Below are 15,711 nucleotides of genomic sequence, written 5' to 3' on the forward strand. Positions count from 1 at the left end.
TTTATTTCAGCAAGGCTGGTTATCGGCTGGTAATGGCTCAATGGTTGCAGATTTTTGCCTGTTCTGTTTCGAGCCCTTCACCTGAATCAATAAATTTTCCTTTCTGTTTCAAAAATGCCACCAGCTCAGCCGCGCTCATATTCTGTGCACTGCAGGTATGGAACCGGGTATCTGCTCCGAACGTATCTGCAATCAAATGAATAAGCGCTTCTTGAGTCAGAGGTTTACCGTGAGCTAACATCATTGCCATCACTTCATGGCCGTGGACGGATTGGGTCATTTATTTCTCCGCTGATTGATTTACGCCGAATGGCGCAATTTAGGCGCATCTTATAACGAAGGGGATCACCTTTCCCTGCGCCAGCGCAAATATCCGTAATGCCAGGGCCACTGTAGGAGCTTTTAGCTATGCCGCTGATTTTGCTTTTAACCCAACAGATGTGTCTGTACCTGGTCATAGTCTATCTCGTCAGTAAAACACCGCTGTTCAAGGTGCTGACCGAAAGCGCCCCAAGGCTTCCCCACAAAATCATTATCTACGTAATCTTTTCCGCCTTTTGCGTCATGGCAACTTACTTTGGCGAGCAAACCCACGGTGCCATCGCCAACACTCGGGCCATGGGCGCCGTGCTTGGCGGCCTGCTCGGCGGCCCGGTTACAGGTTTTCTGGTGGGGCTTACCGGCGGCCTGCACAGATACAGTATGGGCGGCTTCACCGATGTGGCCTGTGCCCTCTCGACAACATTGGAAGGGCTGTCTGCGGGCCTTATCAGCCTGACGCTGCGCCGGGCAGGTAAATCCGAGCTGATTTATCATCCTCTGGTGGCAGGCTTTGTGACCTTTTATGCCGAAATCATGCAGATGCTTATCATCCTGCTGGTTGCCAAACCCTTCGATGATGCCTGGGCGCTGGTGCAGCAAATTGCGCCGCCGATGCTGCTGGTTAACTCCATGGGCGCGGCGCTGTTTATGAGCATGCTTAAAGACCAGAAGGCGATGTTCGATAAGCTGTCATCCGCCTTTTCTACCAAGGCGCTGAAAATTGCCGAGCGCAGCGTTGGGCTACTATCCCAGGGCTTTAACGAACGCACCAGCGCCGAGGTGGCACGCATAGTGATTGAAGAGACCCATGTGGGCGCCGTGGCCATCACCGACAGAGACAAACTATTGGCCTTTATCGGAATCGGCGCCGACCATCACCTGCCGGGCACCCCAATCGCCTCACAGATCACCCTCGAAGCCATCAAGGACAACAAGGTAATGTTTGCCGATGGTGTCGAAACGCCCTATGCCTGCTCTATTTCACCCCAATGCCGCTTAGGTTCGAGTCTTGTGATCCCACTACGAAGCGATACTGAAGTCATAGGCACCATTAAGCTTTATGAGCCCAAAAATAAGCTGTTTTTAAACATCAATCGCACCCTGGGTGAAGGGATAGCACGATTGCTGTCAAACCAAATCCTCTATGGCCGGGTCGAAGCCCAAAAGAACTTACTGACTCAAACCGAACTTAAACTATTGCAGGCTCAGGTGAACCCGCACTTCCTGTTCAATGCCCTAAACACCATAGGCGCCATCATTCGCCGTGACCCCGATATGGCGCGGGGGCTTTTGCAAAAACTGTCGCAGTTTTTGCGGATAAATCTCAAACGCAGCCCAGGGATGGTGACCCTGGCGGATGAACTCGAACACATAGACGCATACCTTGGCATTGAAAAAGCACGCTTTATCGACCGGTTGACAGTGGATATCCAAATTCCCGACAGCCTGATGCACCACAGACTGCCCGCATTCACCCTGCAGCCGATTATCGAAAATGCGGTCAAGCACGGCACCTCACAGCTGCTGTCTCCGGGACGTATCGAGGTGCATGGCACGCAAAGCGGGGATTTACTAATATTGGACGTCACCGACAACGCTGGCCTATATCGCCCAAGCGAAAGCAGCGAAGGCCTGGGGATGAATCTGGTTCACAAACGGATCCAGAATCAGTTCGGAGCCCAATATGGCATAGAGGTCAACTGCGAGGCCGACGTATTTACTCGGGTCAGCATTCGCTTACCAGCCACAGATAATGAACTGGGAGCAACCCTACATACAGGAGCAACCAATTGATTTCCTGCATTATTATTGATGACGAACCCTTTGCCAGAGACGAGCTTGCCGAGCTGCTCGCTACCCATGTCGATATCGATATTTGCGGCTTTGCCAGTAACGCCATCGAAGCCATGCAGGCCATTAACAGCCACAAGCCTGAGCTGGTTTTCCTGGATATTCAAATGCCCAAAATCAGTGGTATGGAGCTGATTGCCATGCTGGACAAAGACGCGATGCCCCGGGTGGTGTTTGTAACCGCCTTCGATGAATACGCCATCAAGGCTTTTGAGCATCATGCTTTTGACTATCTGCTCAAGCCCATCGATGAGGCCAGGCTTAATAAAACCCTCGAGCGGGTGCGAAAAGACCTAACGCCAAAGGATTTGGCCGCCATCAGCCCCACCCTATTGCCACACCTGCCCTGCTACAGTGGCAATCGCCTGCGGGTCATTCCTGTGGAGGAGGTTGAGTACATTTTCAGCGATGTGGGTGGCATTCACGTCTCCACAGCGAGCGGCATGGTGCACACCCATATGACACTCAAAACCCTGGAAGAAAAAACACCGCTGATGTTTTGCCACCGCCAGTATCTTATATCCCCCTCGGCCATTGCCGAGATTGAGCTTCAGGATGGCGGCGGCGAAATTATTACCCGCAGCGGCACCCGGGTGCCTGTGTCACGACGTTTTCTTAAGGAGCTGAAACAGCGCTTCGGTTTTCAGTAAAACCGCTCGTGGCTGATAACAACCGCTTAACCCTTCAATTCAACCGCTCACCCAAATGGATCCCCCTGCTGTTTTTACTCCCCTTAGAATGTCAGTACTCAAAAAAGGGGAGACAAACAAAATGACCTGGTTCCTGCTTTGTGTCGGCCTGCTGCTGGCCGGCTACTTTATCTACGGCACCTTCGTTGAGAAGGTGTTTGGTATCAACACCACCCGGCAAACGCCGGCCTTCACTCAAACCGATGGCGTGGACTATGTGCCCATGTCAAAGGGCAAGGTGTACCTTATTCAACTGTTGAACATTGCCGGTGTTGGTCCGATTTTCGGCCCCATCCTCGGCGCCCTGTATGGCCCTGCCGCCATGCTGTGGATTGTGGTTGGCTGCATTTTTGCCGGTGCGGTGCACGATTACTTCTCTGGCATGCTGTCGGTACGCAACGGCGGTCAGTCGGTTCCCAATCTGGCAGGCAAGTATCTGGGCAAAAGTGCCAAGCACTTTATGAACGTGTTCGCCACCATACTGTTACTGCTCGTGGGTGTGGTATTTATCTCGGCTCCTGCTGGGCTGCTGGGTAAACTCACAGGCCTCAGTGTCACCCTGTTTGTAGGCATAATCTTCGTTTACTACCTGATTGCCACTATCGTTCCGGTGGACAAAATTATTGGTCGCCTCTACCCCTTCTTCGGCGCCTTACTGCTGTTTATGTCTGTGGGCCTGACCATCGCCCTGATTGTTTCTTCCGAGCACAGCCTGCTGCCCGGTGTGACCACCAGTGACTTCCTGACCAACTTAAATCCCAACGACATGCCGCTGTGGCCTGCGCTGTTTATCACCATCGCCTGTGGTGCCATCTCCGGCTTCCACGCCACCCAGTCACCGCTGATGGCCCGCTGCATGGAAAATGAATCCAACGGTCGCTTCGTGTTCTACGGCGCCATGATTGGCGAAGGTATCATTGCCCTTATCTGGTGTGCCATCGCCCTGTCATTCTTCGGCGGTGTAGAAGGTCTGGCCACCGGCATGGCCGGCAACCCTGCCAACGTGGTGTATGAAGCCTCAACTGGGCTGTTGGGTACTGTGGGTGGCTTTATGGCCGTACTGGGGGTGATTATTCTGCCAATCACCTCAGGCGATACCGCATTCCGCTCTGCCCGTCTTATCCTGGCTGAATTCTTCAACCTGCCACAAACTGCCCTGCCCAAGCGTCTGATGCTGGCCATTCCGCTGTTTATCATCGGTGGCATCCTCACTCAGGTCGACTTTGGGGTGATTTGGCGCTACTTCGGTGTTGCCAACCAGGCGACTGCTGTACTCATGCTCTGGACAGCCTCAGCCTACCTGCTGCGCCACAACAAACTGCACTGGATTTGCACCATTCCGGCCATGTTTATGACCACAGTGGTAGTGAGCTTCCTGCTGAACTCCTCTACGCTTGGCGCTGGCCTGCCAATGACCCTCTCCACAGTTGTCGGCGTAGTAACAGCCTTCGCCGTGGCAACCCTGCTTATTGTGAAAACCAAAGGCAAGGCAGTGGAACTGGCTGAAGAAGCCTGATCCTCAGCAAACCCGGAACAGTTCCGGGCGCTGAAACACAAAGGTCGGCCCCGCGCCGGCCTTTGTGTTTATTACTACAGCCAAGGTACAATAGCCGCTTGAATCAATCTCAGCCCAAGGCTCTGCTCAATCCATGTCTTCACCCACATCTTCACAGCCCAATAATCCCCTCCACGGTGTCACACTTCAGGTGATGCTGGAAACCCTGGTGAAAGAGCTTGGTTGGCCACGCCTTGCTGATGAAATCCGCATTCGCTGCTTTGCCAATGACCCCTCGGTCAAATCCAGCCTGACCTTTTTGCGCCGCACCCCCTGGGCCCGTGCCAAAGTCGAATCGCTGTACCTTTGCCGTGAAGTCAGTAAAGCCAAGGCCAGAGAAGCCCGTAAAGCGGCCGACAAAGCCGCAAAGGTCCCAGGCACAGCAACTGCAAACAGCGCAGCAAATACAAAAAGCGCAGCTAAGGCCAAAAGCTCAGCAAAAGCAGCAGCAAAACCAAGCAAGGCACCAGTCAGAATAGACAACCCCAAAAAGCCGCCCGTGACTGCCGCGAAAGTGACGCCAAAACCGAAGAAGCCCTCGCAGAATACCTTGAGTTTAAAAAAGAAAACTGAGGATAGCAGCGCCGAAGCCACGGCCCCCGTCAATCCCAGCGTGTGGGGTAAGGCATCAAAGGACTGAGCGCTGGGTGATCCCCCGTTCCTCAACGAAAAAAGCGCCCATAAGGCGCTTTTTCAGTTTTCGAGAAGCAAATCGCTAAAGCGGTTGGCTGAAGAATAAACGCCACACGCCTTCACTGCCCAGCAGGCTATAACTGAGCCCGACGCGCTCAATGGTGATCGGTTTTATACCTAAGGGTTTATCAAATGCCAGGCTTAAACCCAACTCAAGAGTACTGTCATCCATCAGGGCGCCTACCAATTCATCGGCCAGTTCGCCGCGGCCAAACACCCAGTGCAATGCGCCGAAAAACCTTGGTTCCATCCACACATCCAGTGCCGAAAAACCAAGCCCAAGGCCTGAATCCACCCCGCTGGTGAGGGCAGAATAGCGCTCTTGGGCATCCCCCGCCATGCTGCGATAGCCGGCGCTGTAAAAGCGAGTCACCCACAAGGGGCGGTAATCTTCACTGCCAAACCCATACAAGGCAGACACACCCGCCGACAATATGCCCACATTGGTGCTGTCAGCAAAGTTATGCCCAAATCCAATGTCGAGATAGGCCTCCATCGCCAGCTTGTCAGTGGCCTGCCAGTGATATTCGATGCCGGGGGTTAATGTCAGGGTGCCGACATTGTCGGGCAACTCCCCTTCCGGCAAGTCATCCCACTGATAATTAAAAAAGCCAAGCGAGAGTGGCATACGCAGTAGCAACTCACTGTCGTCGCTCTTTTCGATGGTGAAGGACAAAGGCACATTGATAACTGCAGCACTGTCGCCGGTGCTGCTGTAGATACCGCTGCCAAGGTAATTGGCGAAGGCGAAATGCTGGATGTCAGCCGTATCTTCAGCCTGCACCAACACACTGATAAATAAGCAGAGAAAAGAGAGAGTTTGCTTCAAGGCAGTCGGCACACCCAAGTGTTGAATGCACCGACTATAAAAGGTTTTTCTGACGAAAACCAGAGAACGCCGTCCGGCTCAGTCCTGGTGGTCAGTGCTGAAATGCACTTCGGACATCATGTGACCCAATTGGTCAGATTTGGTTTTCAGATAGGCTTCATTGTAGCGGTTTTTACCCACCTGCAGCGGTACCCGTTCCACCACATCCATACCCACATCCTGCATGGCTCTCACCTTGCGTGGATTGTTGGTCATCAAGCGTACCCGCGAAATGCCCAGATGCTCAAGCATAGGCGCAATCATATCGTACTTGCGCATATCGGCAGCAAAGCCAAGCTGTTCATTGGCTTCTACGGTATTGGCGCCCTTGTCCTGCAGCTCGTAAGCACGGATTTTATTAAGCAGACCAATACCACGCCCTTCCTGACGCAGATACAGGATAAAACCACGGCCGGTTTCGGCAATGCGCTGCAGTGCCGTTTGCAGCTGAAAACCACAGTCACAGCGCAGGCTGAATAAGGCGTCACCGGTTAAACACTCGGAGTGGATCCGGCCAAGCACAGGCTCATCACCACTGAGTTCGCCAAAGGTCAGCGCCACATGCTCTTTACCGGTTTGGGTATCTTCAAAACCGTGCATGGCAAAAACGCCCCAGGGCGTAGGCAACTTGGAAGTGGCGACATACTTTATCGACATGAATTTATCCTAACGACAACGCTCAATCCGTGAGACCAGAACTTTCCATGACAACTCAACATCTTTGGTGAGAAGCCTCACCGGGGGGCCTATTCTAAGCGCTTTTACCGCTCGCAGGAATACCCAAGTGAATAACCGGGGCTTTACCTGCTATTCACTGGGGAAATGGCAGCGCAATTGGCTGGAGTATACCAGCGGGACGCGTCAACCAACAGAACTTAGCCGATATTGAGATAAATCCGCTGCCGTTAGCCCTCCCAGGGCACAAAACCACCTGGCATTCGGGCCAAAATCCGCTGATTGCTGCTGCCACGAAAGCGCAGCTTGGGGTCAAACAGCGCCTTCTCGAAGCGGCCATCCACTATCACGTCCACCAGCGCCGCCAGACTGGCCTGGGCAGGGGTAAAGTCTTCCAGGCGATAACCGGTCCACAGCCAGATATCCTTTGTGGGGCATTGCTCACGAACCCTGAGCACCAGGGCTCGCACTGCCTCTACATTGGCTGGCAGCAGTGGATCGCCACCCGAAAGACTGAGTCCACGGCGACGAATGCGGCTGTCGTTAAGATCAGCGATAATCTGCGAAGTCATCGCCTCATCAAAGACAAGGCCACTTCTTTCATCCCAGGTGGACTGGTTATAACAGCCACGGCATTGATGTTCGCAGCCGGACACAAACAGGGTCGCCCTGGTGCCCGGCCCGTTAACCACGTCCAGCGGGAAATACTGATGATAGTTCACCTGATTTCCGCCTTCAGAGATGCTTGACCCGGCGCTTTACTTCTTCCTGCTTTCCGTGGTTGAACGGACGCGCATCCGGACTGCCAAGGTAGCCACACACCCGGCGGGTCACCGATACTCGGCTGGGTTCGTGGTTGCCACAGGACGGGCAGACAAAGCCTTTGCTGGTGCAGTCGAATTCGCCGGTAAAGCCGCAGTCGTAACATTCATCGATAGGGGTGTTAGTGCCATAGTAAGGCACGCGGCTGTAGCTGTAGTCCCACACATCCTCCAGCGCCTCGAGGTTATGCTGCATGTTGGGATATTCGCCGTAACAGATAAATCCGCCGCTGGCGAGTTCTGGATATGGCGCCTCAAAGTCAATTTTATCGAAAGGCGACACCTTCTTTTCCACATCCAGGTGGAAACTGTTGGTGTAATAGCCCTTGTCAGTCACCCCGGCAATCACCCCAAAGGCCTTGGTATCCAGCTTGGCAAAGCGGCTGCACAGACTCTCACTCGGAGTGCTGTAAAGGCTGAAGCCATAGCCGGTTTCCTGCTTCCACTGCACTGTAGCCTGCTTAAGCCGCGCCACAATGGCGAGGGCTTTTTGGCGCAGCACTTCACAGTCATATACGTGGGTATCTGTGCCATAAAGGGCGTTTACTGTCTCATGCAGCCCTATGTAACCCAAAGAGATGGACGCACGGCCATTCTTGAAAATGGGTTCAATGTTATCATCAGGGCGAAGACGTACGCCGCAGGCTCCTTCCATGTACAGAATGGGTGCAACCCGGGCCTTTACACCTTTCAGACGCTCAATACGGCTATCCAGAGCCTGACGGGCTATCTGCAACCGCTGCTCCAGCAGTGCATAAAAACGGCTCTCGTCGCCCTTTGCTTCAATGGCGATACGCGGCAGGTTAAGGCTTACCACTCCAAGGTTATTGCGCCCTTCGTGCTCCATTTCACCGTCTTTTTCGTACACACCCAAAAAGCTTCTGCAACCCATCGGCGTCTTAAAGGAGCCGGTTACCCGCACCACTTGTTCATAGTTGAGAATATCCGGGTACATGCGTTCGGAGGCACACTTAATAGCCATGCGCTTGATATCGTAGTTGCAGTCGCCTTGTTTGTGGTTGATACCATCACGGATGGCAAACACCAGTTTGGGGAACACCGCTGTTTTACGGTTTTTACCAAGACCGGCCATACGCACTTTGAGAATGGACTGCTGAATAAGCCGCGATTCCCAGCTGGTGCCAAGCCCAAAACCGAAGGTTACAAAAGGCGTCTGACCGTTGGCGGTATGCAGGGTGTTCACCTCATATTCCAGCGATTGGAACGCATCGTGACACTCTTTCTCGGTCAGGGCGCGGGCGTAAGCCACCGCATCGGTAATGCCCCAATGCAGCGCAGTTTGATAGTGCTTGTCATAGCTCTTGGCAACGTAGGGCGACAGCACCTCGTCAATGCGGTTAATGGTGGTGCCGCCATAAATGTGGCTCGCCACCTGGGCGATGATTTGCGCCGTTACTGCGGTGGCCGTGGAGATAGACTTTGGCGTTTCAATCTCGGCATTGCCCATCTTAAAGCCTTTGGTCAACATGCCACCCAAATCAATCAGCATGCAGTTGAACATGGGGAAAAAAGGCGAGTAGTCGAGGTCGTGGTAATGAATTTCACCGGCCTCGTGGGCGGCCACCACTTCCTTGGGCAGAATATGGCGCTTGGCATAATGGCGCGCCACAATGCCCGCCAGCAGATCCCGCTGGGTGGGGATCACCTTTGAGTCTTTGTTGGCATTTTCATGGAGCAAGGCGGCATTGGTTTGCTCCACCAAGGAACGAATTTCCAGATTGAGGCGACTGGTGGCTTCACGGCAAACATCGCGGTCATGACGATACTCAATATAGTGACGGGCAACCTCCTTGTCAGGGCCTTCCATCAGGCAGTTTTCCACTGCATCCTGCAGCTCATGGATGGCCACTTCGTCTTTACCGGCAACCTGCGCCGCTACAATGGCAGCTACGGTTGCGGCATAGTCGTTATCGATAACACCGGCAGCACCCTGCGCCGCAATCACAGCATCCCTGAGTCTGGTTTCATCGAACGCAGCACGGCACCCATCCCGCTTAATCACCACTGGCATCGCTAGTTCCTCATTGTCGAAGCCAACACTATATGTTGAGCTTGTTTTTTATCCAGATACAAAATGTAGTGTATTAGGCGACAAATACCAGCGTTATGCCTTGATATGGATCATGTTTGGAAAAAAGATAAATCTCCCTTTTTTTAAAATCTGTGGCAGGTAGCCTTTTAAAAAACTGCCCCTTGACCCACGGCAAAACAGCAGGCACACAGAGGCAAAAAATATCCGTCCGCCAGCCGCCAAATAGCCAAAAGCCGGTTAAAACCGGCTTTTGCAGCGAATGTACCAGCGCTATTGTCCGAGGCCTGTCTCAATCAAATGGGCCTGGGCCATCACAGCGGTATATCCGGCATCGATAGCCTCAGATGCACGATGAAACTCCATGGTGCCAATGTCCGCCACCTTGGGCACCAAACACACATCTGGGGGGTCCCCCATAAGGCGCGAGCGCTTGTGGCGCTGCTGGACAATTTCCATCGACTGGCTCATCACTGCCAGCATCCCGGGGTCGTCGCGACTGCCGAGGGAAAACTTATCCGACAGACTGGCCACATAATCCCGCCCCCGCGCCAGCAAGTCCATAAAACCGCCCTCTTGCTCGGCCAGCGCCTGGGTTTCCTCCTGGGGCGAAATAGCCTCGCTGCGAAGGTCAACCGGCAACGCCTGAATGCGGCTGCGACGCTGGCCATCCAAATCCACCGCAATCACTACATCTACATCCAACGCACGACAGGCAGATACCGGCACAGGATTGACCACAGCACCATCCACCAGCCATCGGTGCCCCTGACGCACCGGCGGCAAAATCCCCGGCATTGAGCAGGAAGCACGCACTGCATGGCGTAAATCACCCTGACGAAACCAAATCTCCTGACCAGTGTAAAGGTCAGTTGCCACCGCAATAAAGGGCATGCCCATGGTCTCAATATCCATCACGCCAATGCGATTCTGCATGACATCGAATACCTTCTCACCACGGATGAGGCCTCCACGGCGCCAACTTAAATCCATCAGCCCCAGCACATCCCAGCTGGAAAAACTGCGCACCCATTCTTCAAGGGCGTCAAGATGGCCGTTTACATAGGCCGCGCCCACCAAGGCACCAATGGAACAACCTGCAACGCGATCAGGCTTGACCCCGAGTTCAGCCAATGCCTTTAAAACACCGATGTGTGCCCAGCCCTTGGCAGCGCCGCTGCCCAAGGCTATACCGATACGATTAGCAGGCATTCCAATTCTCCAGAGTAGGGGTTGGGTTGTTCTAAGGAAGGTGCGAATAAGTCGTCGCACCGCTCTGGTTTTGATAGCAGCGACAGTTCAAGGCATTCAACTGAGGGCATGCCGAGGCGTGCTGAAGTTGAATAATGCCGAAATGGTGTTGCAATCAAAGCCCCACAGGACGTGGCTTACAGCAGCATCTGCTGCGTTGCAGTTCTTGCGAAGGACTAGGGCGATTCGCTGCGATGCGAACTGTGCCTTGCATCTATCCATTTTAAGCACACGCAGAGCAAACACAGGATGTATTCGCACCTTCCCTAATTGACTATAAACGTATTACGCCCTGAGAAAACAGAGTGTCAGGTTCAGGAATCACGGGTCTTAACAAGATAACCAAACCAGCCTAACCAGGACGACAATGTGACGGCAAGTATCCACAAGCCTTTCTGTCGTGGAGGGGTCACATCAGAAAGCCCAATATGTAACACCGGTATCATCCATCCAAAGATAACTATTGCAAGTGCAATCCAAAAGTCCATTTACAGCTCCGGTGGGGCCGATACCCTGCGGGGTTCAAGTAATTTACGATTGGCCAAACTTAAGCCAAATACCCAATCGAATAAAGTTAAATGGCCGCTTTTCCGACGTCGATCACAGATATCAGCACAGCTCTGCGCTAGACGCAGACTTGCGTATACCCAGTACTCACAGGTTGCCATAGCGCCAAGGGACCGTTGGCGCTATAATTGCTGGCTTAAATTTTTCCGGAGACCATCCATTGCAATTTTCTGATTTTTCCCTCGATAAGCGCCTCTTGCAAAGCCTCAAACATATGGGCATAGAGACGCCTACTCCCATCCAGAGTCAGGCCATTCCGGTTGCCATGAGTGGCCGAGATTTAATGGCCTCATCCAAGACGGGGTCGGGAAAGACGCTGGCATTTTTGCTGCCGGCGCTGCAACGGGTGATTTCCACCAAGTCTTTGTCCAAGCGCGATCCGCGGGTACTGATCCTACTGCCAACCCGCGAACTGGCGCAGCAGGTGTACGCCCAGCTGCGTCTTCTGGTGGCCAATACTCAATACCGTGCCATCAGCGTGCTCGGCGGAGAGAACTTCAACGACCAGGCCAAGGCACTGGCACGGGATCCGCACTTTATCGTGGCTACCCCGGGCCGAATTGCCGACCACCTGTCGCAAAAGCACCTGTTCCTGAATGGCCTGGAACTGCTGGTACTGGATGAAGCAGACCGTATGTTGGATTTGGGTTTTGCCCCGCAGCTCAAAGCCATCAATGCAGCCGCCGACCACCGCCGCCGCCAGACCCTGATGTTCTCGGCGACACTGGATCACGGTGAAGTGCAGGAGCTGGCGGGCGAACTTTTGGAAAACCCGGAGCATGTTGCCATCGATGCGGTGCATCTGGGACACGCCGATATCGACCAGAAAATTCTGCTTGCGGATCATCTGGACCACAAGCAGGCGTTGCTTGAAAAACTGCTGGAACAGGACGATTTCCGTCAGGTGATGATTTTCACTGCCACCCGTCAGGACACAGAGAGACTGGCAAGCCTGCTGGCCGACAAGGGCCACAATACCGCGGCTCTCTCAGGTGAACTGCGCCAGAGTCAGCGTAACCAGATCATGGATGGTTTCAGCCGTGGCCATTGCCGCATTCTGGTAACCACAGATGTGGCGTCCCGCGGCCTGGACATTGGCACTGTGTCGCTGGTGGTTAACTTCGACATGCCCAAATTTGCTGAAGAATACGTGCACCGCATTGGTCGCACTGGCCGCGCCGGTAACAAAGGCAGTGCCGTGTCTCTGGTTGGCCCGAAAGACTGGGACAACTTCCTCAAGGTGCAGCTGTTGCTTCGTAAAACTTTCGAATTCAGCACCTTACCAGGCCTTGAAGCCAGCTTTACCGGCCTTAAGCCCAAGCGGGTTCGCCCGCAAAAGGCGGAAAACGCTGACAAACCTGTGAAAAAGCGCAGTGACAGCAGCAAAGCCAAAGGTCCAGTCCAAGCAAGGGATCGCCGTTTTATCACGGGCGTGGATGTAGGCGATGCGCCAATGATCCGCAAAAAGCCCAAACCCGAAGCGTCGGTCATTGACACGCCGGAAGACGAGTCGGAATAAGCGCCTGACAGGCGAAGTTAACCAGTTAAGAGTTTTGAAAATAAGGGTCCAAAAATGAAAGTATGTGGCGTAGAGCTTAAAGGCGCAGAGGCCATTATCAGCCTGGTAAGTTATGACCGGGAAGCCTTCAACGTGCCTGAGTGCCGTAAGCACACCTTCACCATCTCCAATGCCAGCGCACAGGAAGCCATGACCGAGTTCCATTTTGCGTTCAGCAAGCTGATGGAAGACTACAAAATCGAGGCTGTCGCCCTGATTGAACGTGAGCACAAAGGCAAGGCCGCTGGCAGCGCCATCAGCTTTAAACTGGAAACCGCCATTCAGCTGTGCGGCCTGCCGGTGCAGCTGATGAAGCCAACCGCCATCCGTGAACTGTGCAAGCGCAATCCACCTCAAGTGGACTTTGAAGTGCTGGGCCTCAAGCGTTTCCAGCAACCCGCCTTTGAAGCGGCTTATGCCTTCCTCAACGGTAAAATCTACGGCAAGCTGTGAGCCAATATCTGGCTCACTACCCCGAGCAGGTGCGTGCCCAGGTGGCCGCCTTGCTCGATGCGGGTAAACTTGGCGATGTGTTGGCACGGCGTTACCGTGCCGACCACAGCATCCGCACCGACAAAGCCCTGTTCGACTACACCCAGGCCCTGAAAAACCGCTTCCTTAAGCGCGCAGATCCCCTCGCCAAAGTCTGTTTCGATGACAAAATCAGCCTAAAACAGCAGGCCCTTGGTTTACATACCAGTATCTCCCGGGTTCAGGGCAGTAAGCTTAAGGCCAAACGGGAAATCCGCATCAGCTCAAGACTGAAAACCGCACCAGAGCCTCTGCTGCGGATGGTGGTCATTCATGAACTGGCGCACCTCAAAGAGCGCGACCACAATAAGGCCTTCTACCAGCTTTGCTGCCATATGGATGGTGACTATCACCAGCTGGAGTTTGATCTGCGTCTGCTGCTGACCGCTATCGATGCAGGCCAATCGCCGTTTCCGGGCTGACGCTAAACCCGCATCTCAAGCATCCCACACGCCAAGCCCGCCCAAATGCCCGCTGCCTTTGTGACTCACACCGCAGACACAGCATTGACTGATAACGATTTTCATTTAGAATAAACTGCATAGTCACTGTGTTATGACCATAAACGTCACAACAGGAGTCCCATGGCCAAAGCCGACAAACGCCTGGAAAAAATGTGCCGCAAGGCAGCCCGTAAATCATTGGGGTTTAAAAAGCGTGATATCAGGGATAAGGCTCTGAAAGCCAAGGTAAGTGAGCTTGCTGGCCTGTTGCAAAATGCCCTGCCAGAGGCCCCCGCGCTCCATAGCAAAGCCGAAAAGAAGGCTACCCGCCGCACGCTGAAACAAATGGCGGCAGACAATCTCAAAGCATTTCCCCAAAGTGCCAATGACGACACTCTGCCAGCAGTAAGAATGCTGCGTCCGGCCATCGGCACCATGGCCTTCGCCCTGACGCCACTTAAACGTAAGCCCTGCGGTGGCTGCGCAGCCAAACGCGGTGGTTTATGTCAGTGCGCGTTGAAGCTCGCCAAGCGCAAAGCCGGTTAATACAAAGGCAGTTACCTTAAAATTCTGTAAACAGCCAAATAAAAAGCGACCTTGAGGTCGCTTTTTATTTGGCTGCCTGCGTTGGGATTAACCCAGATCCATCAGCATCTGTCGGCTTCGAACAATGGACATAAACTCAGACAGCTCAGATGAATTCAGCTGGGTCGAAGTCGGCAGCGACACCTTCATAGGATCGACCGGACGGCCATTTACGTGGAATTCATAGTGCAGATGTGGCCCGGTGGAACGGCCTGTATTGCCCGAAAGAGCGATAACCTGGCCACGGCTGACTCTGTCACCCTTACGTACCAGAGCCTTGGAGAGATGCAGGAACCGAGTGCGGAACTTGTTACCATGCTCAATTACTACATACTTTCCGGCAAACTTGTGGTCGGTCACCATAGTCACCACACCATCACCGGGAGCCACCACCTTAGTGCCAATCGGAGTGGCAAAATCGGCACCATTATGGGGTGACACACGGCCGGTAACCGGGTGCTTACGGACGGGATTAAAGCGGCTGCTCATGCGATAGGACTTTTCCAGCGGCACCCGTTGAAACGCTCTGGCCAGATTGTGGCCTTTTGCATCATAGAAGTTACCATCGTTGTGCTGGAACGCGGTAGTTTCGCGCTTACCGCTTTTAATTTGGACACCCAGGATTTGACTGGCACCCGTGGCAACACCTTCCACATACTGATCATTCACCAATACAGAGAAGGTATCCCCTGCTCGCAAATCGCGGGAGAAATTCATTTTCTCCTTCAGCAACGACTCAATTTTGGCGATTTCACCTGCAGAGAGCCCCATACGCTGGGCAGATACGTAAAAAGAGCCTCGAATTTCACCACTGGCAATACGATTCTGCCAAAGGCCATCAACAACGATTTCATCCACGTTAAAGCTGCCGTCTTCAAAGCGGCTGAACACCACCTGACGGGCGGGGCTGAAATACAGCTCCAATTTTTGCAGCTCATTTTTATCATCCAGCCAGAATCTGATGCGGTTTTCCGGCATCAGGGTATCGAGTGCCAGAATACTCATATCGGCTTCCAGCACCTTGTACATGGTCTGCTGGTCCACACCGGCACGGGAGAAAAGTCCACTCAGGGTATCGCCGGAGACAATCAGATGATCGAAATCAGCAACTGTTTCGCCAGCAGCCAATGGCAGAGGCGCATCGGACACCTCAGGTAATAAGGAATCTATGTCCAGATGAATGGGAATACGGTCCGTAACAGGTTGTTGAACCGATGGCCACATTAAAGACACACCAACCAGTAAACCGCCCA

Annotated in this window: 15 protein-coding genes; 8 read left to right on the top strand and 7 right to left on the bottom strand. The window is 53.5% G+C overall.

Annotation, left to right across the window (positions count from 1 at the left end):
* Positions 1-37 precede the first annotated feature (37 nt).
* Positions 38-280, bottom strand: a complete 243-nt coding sequence (locus ABYK60_RS03950) for a YecH family metal-binding protein (RefSeq protein ID WP_372870629.1) — start codon at positions 278-280, stop codon at positions 38-40.
* A 128-nt stretch (positions 281-408) separates the two neighbouring features.
* On the opposite strand from ABYK60_RS03950, the gene ABYK60_RS03955 reads away from it, so the two are divergent.
* The 4 genes from ABYK60_RS03955 (at position 409) to ABYK60_RS03970 (ending at position 5,056) form a co-directional block, all read left to right on the top strand.
* The gene (locus ABYK60_RS03955) at positions 409-2,115 is read left to right on the top strand and encodes a LytS/YhcK type 5TM receptor domain-containing protein (RefSeq protein ID WP_372870630.1); all 1,707 of its coding nucleotides are present in this window, start codon (positions 409-411) and stop codon (positions 2,113-2,115) included.
* Positions 2,112-2,822, top strand: coding sequence for a two-component system response regulator BtsR (gene btsR / locus ABYK60_RS03960; protein ID WP_372870631.1), 711 nt, complete (start codon positions 2,112-2,114; stop codon positions 2,820-2,822). The genes ABYK60_RS03955 and btsR overlap by 4 nt, the downstream gene beginning before the upstream one ends.
* 121 nt (positions 2,823-2,943) lie before the next feature.
* Positions 2,944-4,377: a carbon starvation protein A gene (locus ABYK60_RS03965; protein ID WP_372870632.1), complete on the top strand. Its 1,434-nt coding sequence runs from the start codon at positions 2,944-2,946 to the stop codon at positions 4,375-4,377.
* Between the two features lie 133 nt (positions 4,378-4,510).
* Positions 4,511-5,056, top strand: coding sequence for a VF530 family DNA-binding protein (locus tag ABYK60_RS03970; protein ID WP_372870633.1), 546 nt, complete (start codon positions 4,511-4,513; stop codon positions 5,054-5,056).
* Between the two features lie 75 nt (positions 5,057-5,131).
* On the opposite strand, the gene ABYK60_RS03975 is transcribed toward ABYK60_RS03970, so the two are convergent.
* The 5 genes from ABYK60_RS03975 to rssA all read right to left on the bottom strand — a co-directional run bounded on the left by ABYK60_RS03975 (position 5,132) and on the right by rssA (position 10,735).
* Complete coding sequence (locus ABYK60_RS03975; RefSeq protein WP_372870634.1) at positions 5,132-5,938, bottom strand: hypothetical protein; 807 nt, start codon at positions 5,936-5,938, stop codon at positions 5,132-5,134.
* Between the two features lie 78 nt (positions 5,939-6,016).
* A complete protein-coding gene (gene ribA / locus ABYK60_RS03980) occupies positions 6,017-6,634 on the bottom strand; it encodes a GTP cyclohydrolase II (RefSeq protein WP_372870635.1) in 618 nt (205 codons plus the stop codon).
* A 248-nt stretch (positions 6,635-6,882) separates the two neighbouring features.
* Positions 6,883-7,374 carry an anaerobic ribonucleoside-triphosphate reductase-activating protein gene (gene nrdG, locus ABYK60_RS03985; RefSeq protein WP_372870636.1) on the bottom strand — a complete coding sequence of 164 codons (492 nt, stop codon included), beginning with the start codon at positions 7,372-7,374 and terminating at the stop codon, positions 6,883-6,885.
* A gap of 13 nt (positions 7,375-7,387) precedes the next feature.
* Complete coding sequence (gene nrdD / locus ABYK60_RS03990; protein WP_372870637.1) at positions 7,388-9,505, bottom strand: anaerobic ribonucleoside-triphosphate reductase; 2,118 nt, start codon at positions 9,503-9,505, stop codon at positions 7,388-7,390.
* 291 nt (positions 9,506-9,796) lie between these two features.
* Positions 9,797-10,735 carry a patatin-like phospholipase RssA gene (rssA, locus tag ABYK60_RS03995; protein ID WP_372870639.1) on the bottom strand — a complete coding sequence of 313 codons (939 nt, stop codon included), beginning with the start codon at positions 10,733-10,735 and terminating at the stop codon, positions 9,797-9,799.
* Between the two features lie 766 nt (positions 10,736-11,501).
* Between rssA and ABYK60_RS04000 the strand changes: the two genes are divergently transcribed.
* The 4 genes from ABYK60_RS04000 (at position 11,502) to ABYK60_RS04015 (ending at position 14,419) form a co-directional block, all read left to right on the top strand.
* Complete coding sequence (locus tag ABYK60_RS04000; RefSeq protein WP_372870640.1) at positions 11,502-12,860, top strand: DEAD/DEAH box helicase; 1,359 nt, start codon at positions 11,502-11,504, stop codon at positions 12,858-12,860.
* Positions 12,861-12,914: 54 nt separating this feature from the next.
* Positions 12,915-13,352 carry a DUF3010 family protein gene (locus ABYK60_RS04005; RefSeq protein WP_372870641.1) on the top strand — a complete coding sequence of 146 codons (438 nt, stop codon included), beginning with the start codon at positions 12,915-12,917 and terminating at the stop codon, positions 13,350-13,352.
* Positions 13,349-13,852 carry a YgjP-like metallopeptidase domain-containing protein gene (locus ABYK60_RS04010; RefSeq protein WP_372870642.1) on the top strand — a complete coding sequence of 168 codons (504 nt, stop codon included), beginning with the start codon at positions 13,349-13,351 and terminating at the stop codon, positions 13,850-13,852. The genes ABYK60_RS04005 and ABYK60_RS04010 overlap by 4 nt, the downstream gene beginning before the upstream one ends.
* Before the next feature lie 162 nt (positions 13,853-14,014).
* Entirely contained in the window at positions 14,015-14,419 is a 405-nt protein-coding gene (locus ABYK60_RS04015; protein WP_372870643.1) for a hypothetical protein, read from the top strand.
* 87 nt (positions 14,420-14,506) lie between these two features.
* On the opposite strand, the gene ABYK60_RS04020 is transcribed toward ABYK60_RS04015, so the two are convergent.
* On the bottom strand, positions 14,507-15,682 hold the full coding sequence (locus ABYK60_RS04020) for a peptidoglycan DD-metalloendopeptidase family protein (protein WP_372870644.1): 1,176 nt from the start codon (positions 15,680-15,682) through the stop codon (positions 14,507-14,509).
* Positions 15,683-15,711 lie beyond the last annotated feature (29 nt).

The organism is Shewanella sp. (genome assembly GCF_041630135.1).
Classification (GTDB): Bacteria; Pseudomonadota; Gammaproteobacteria; order Enterobacterales; family Shewanellaceae; genus Shewanella.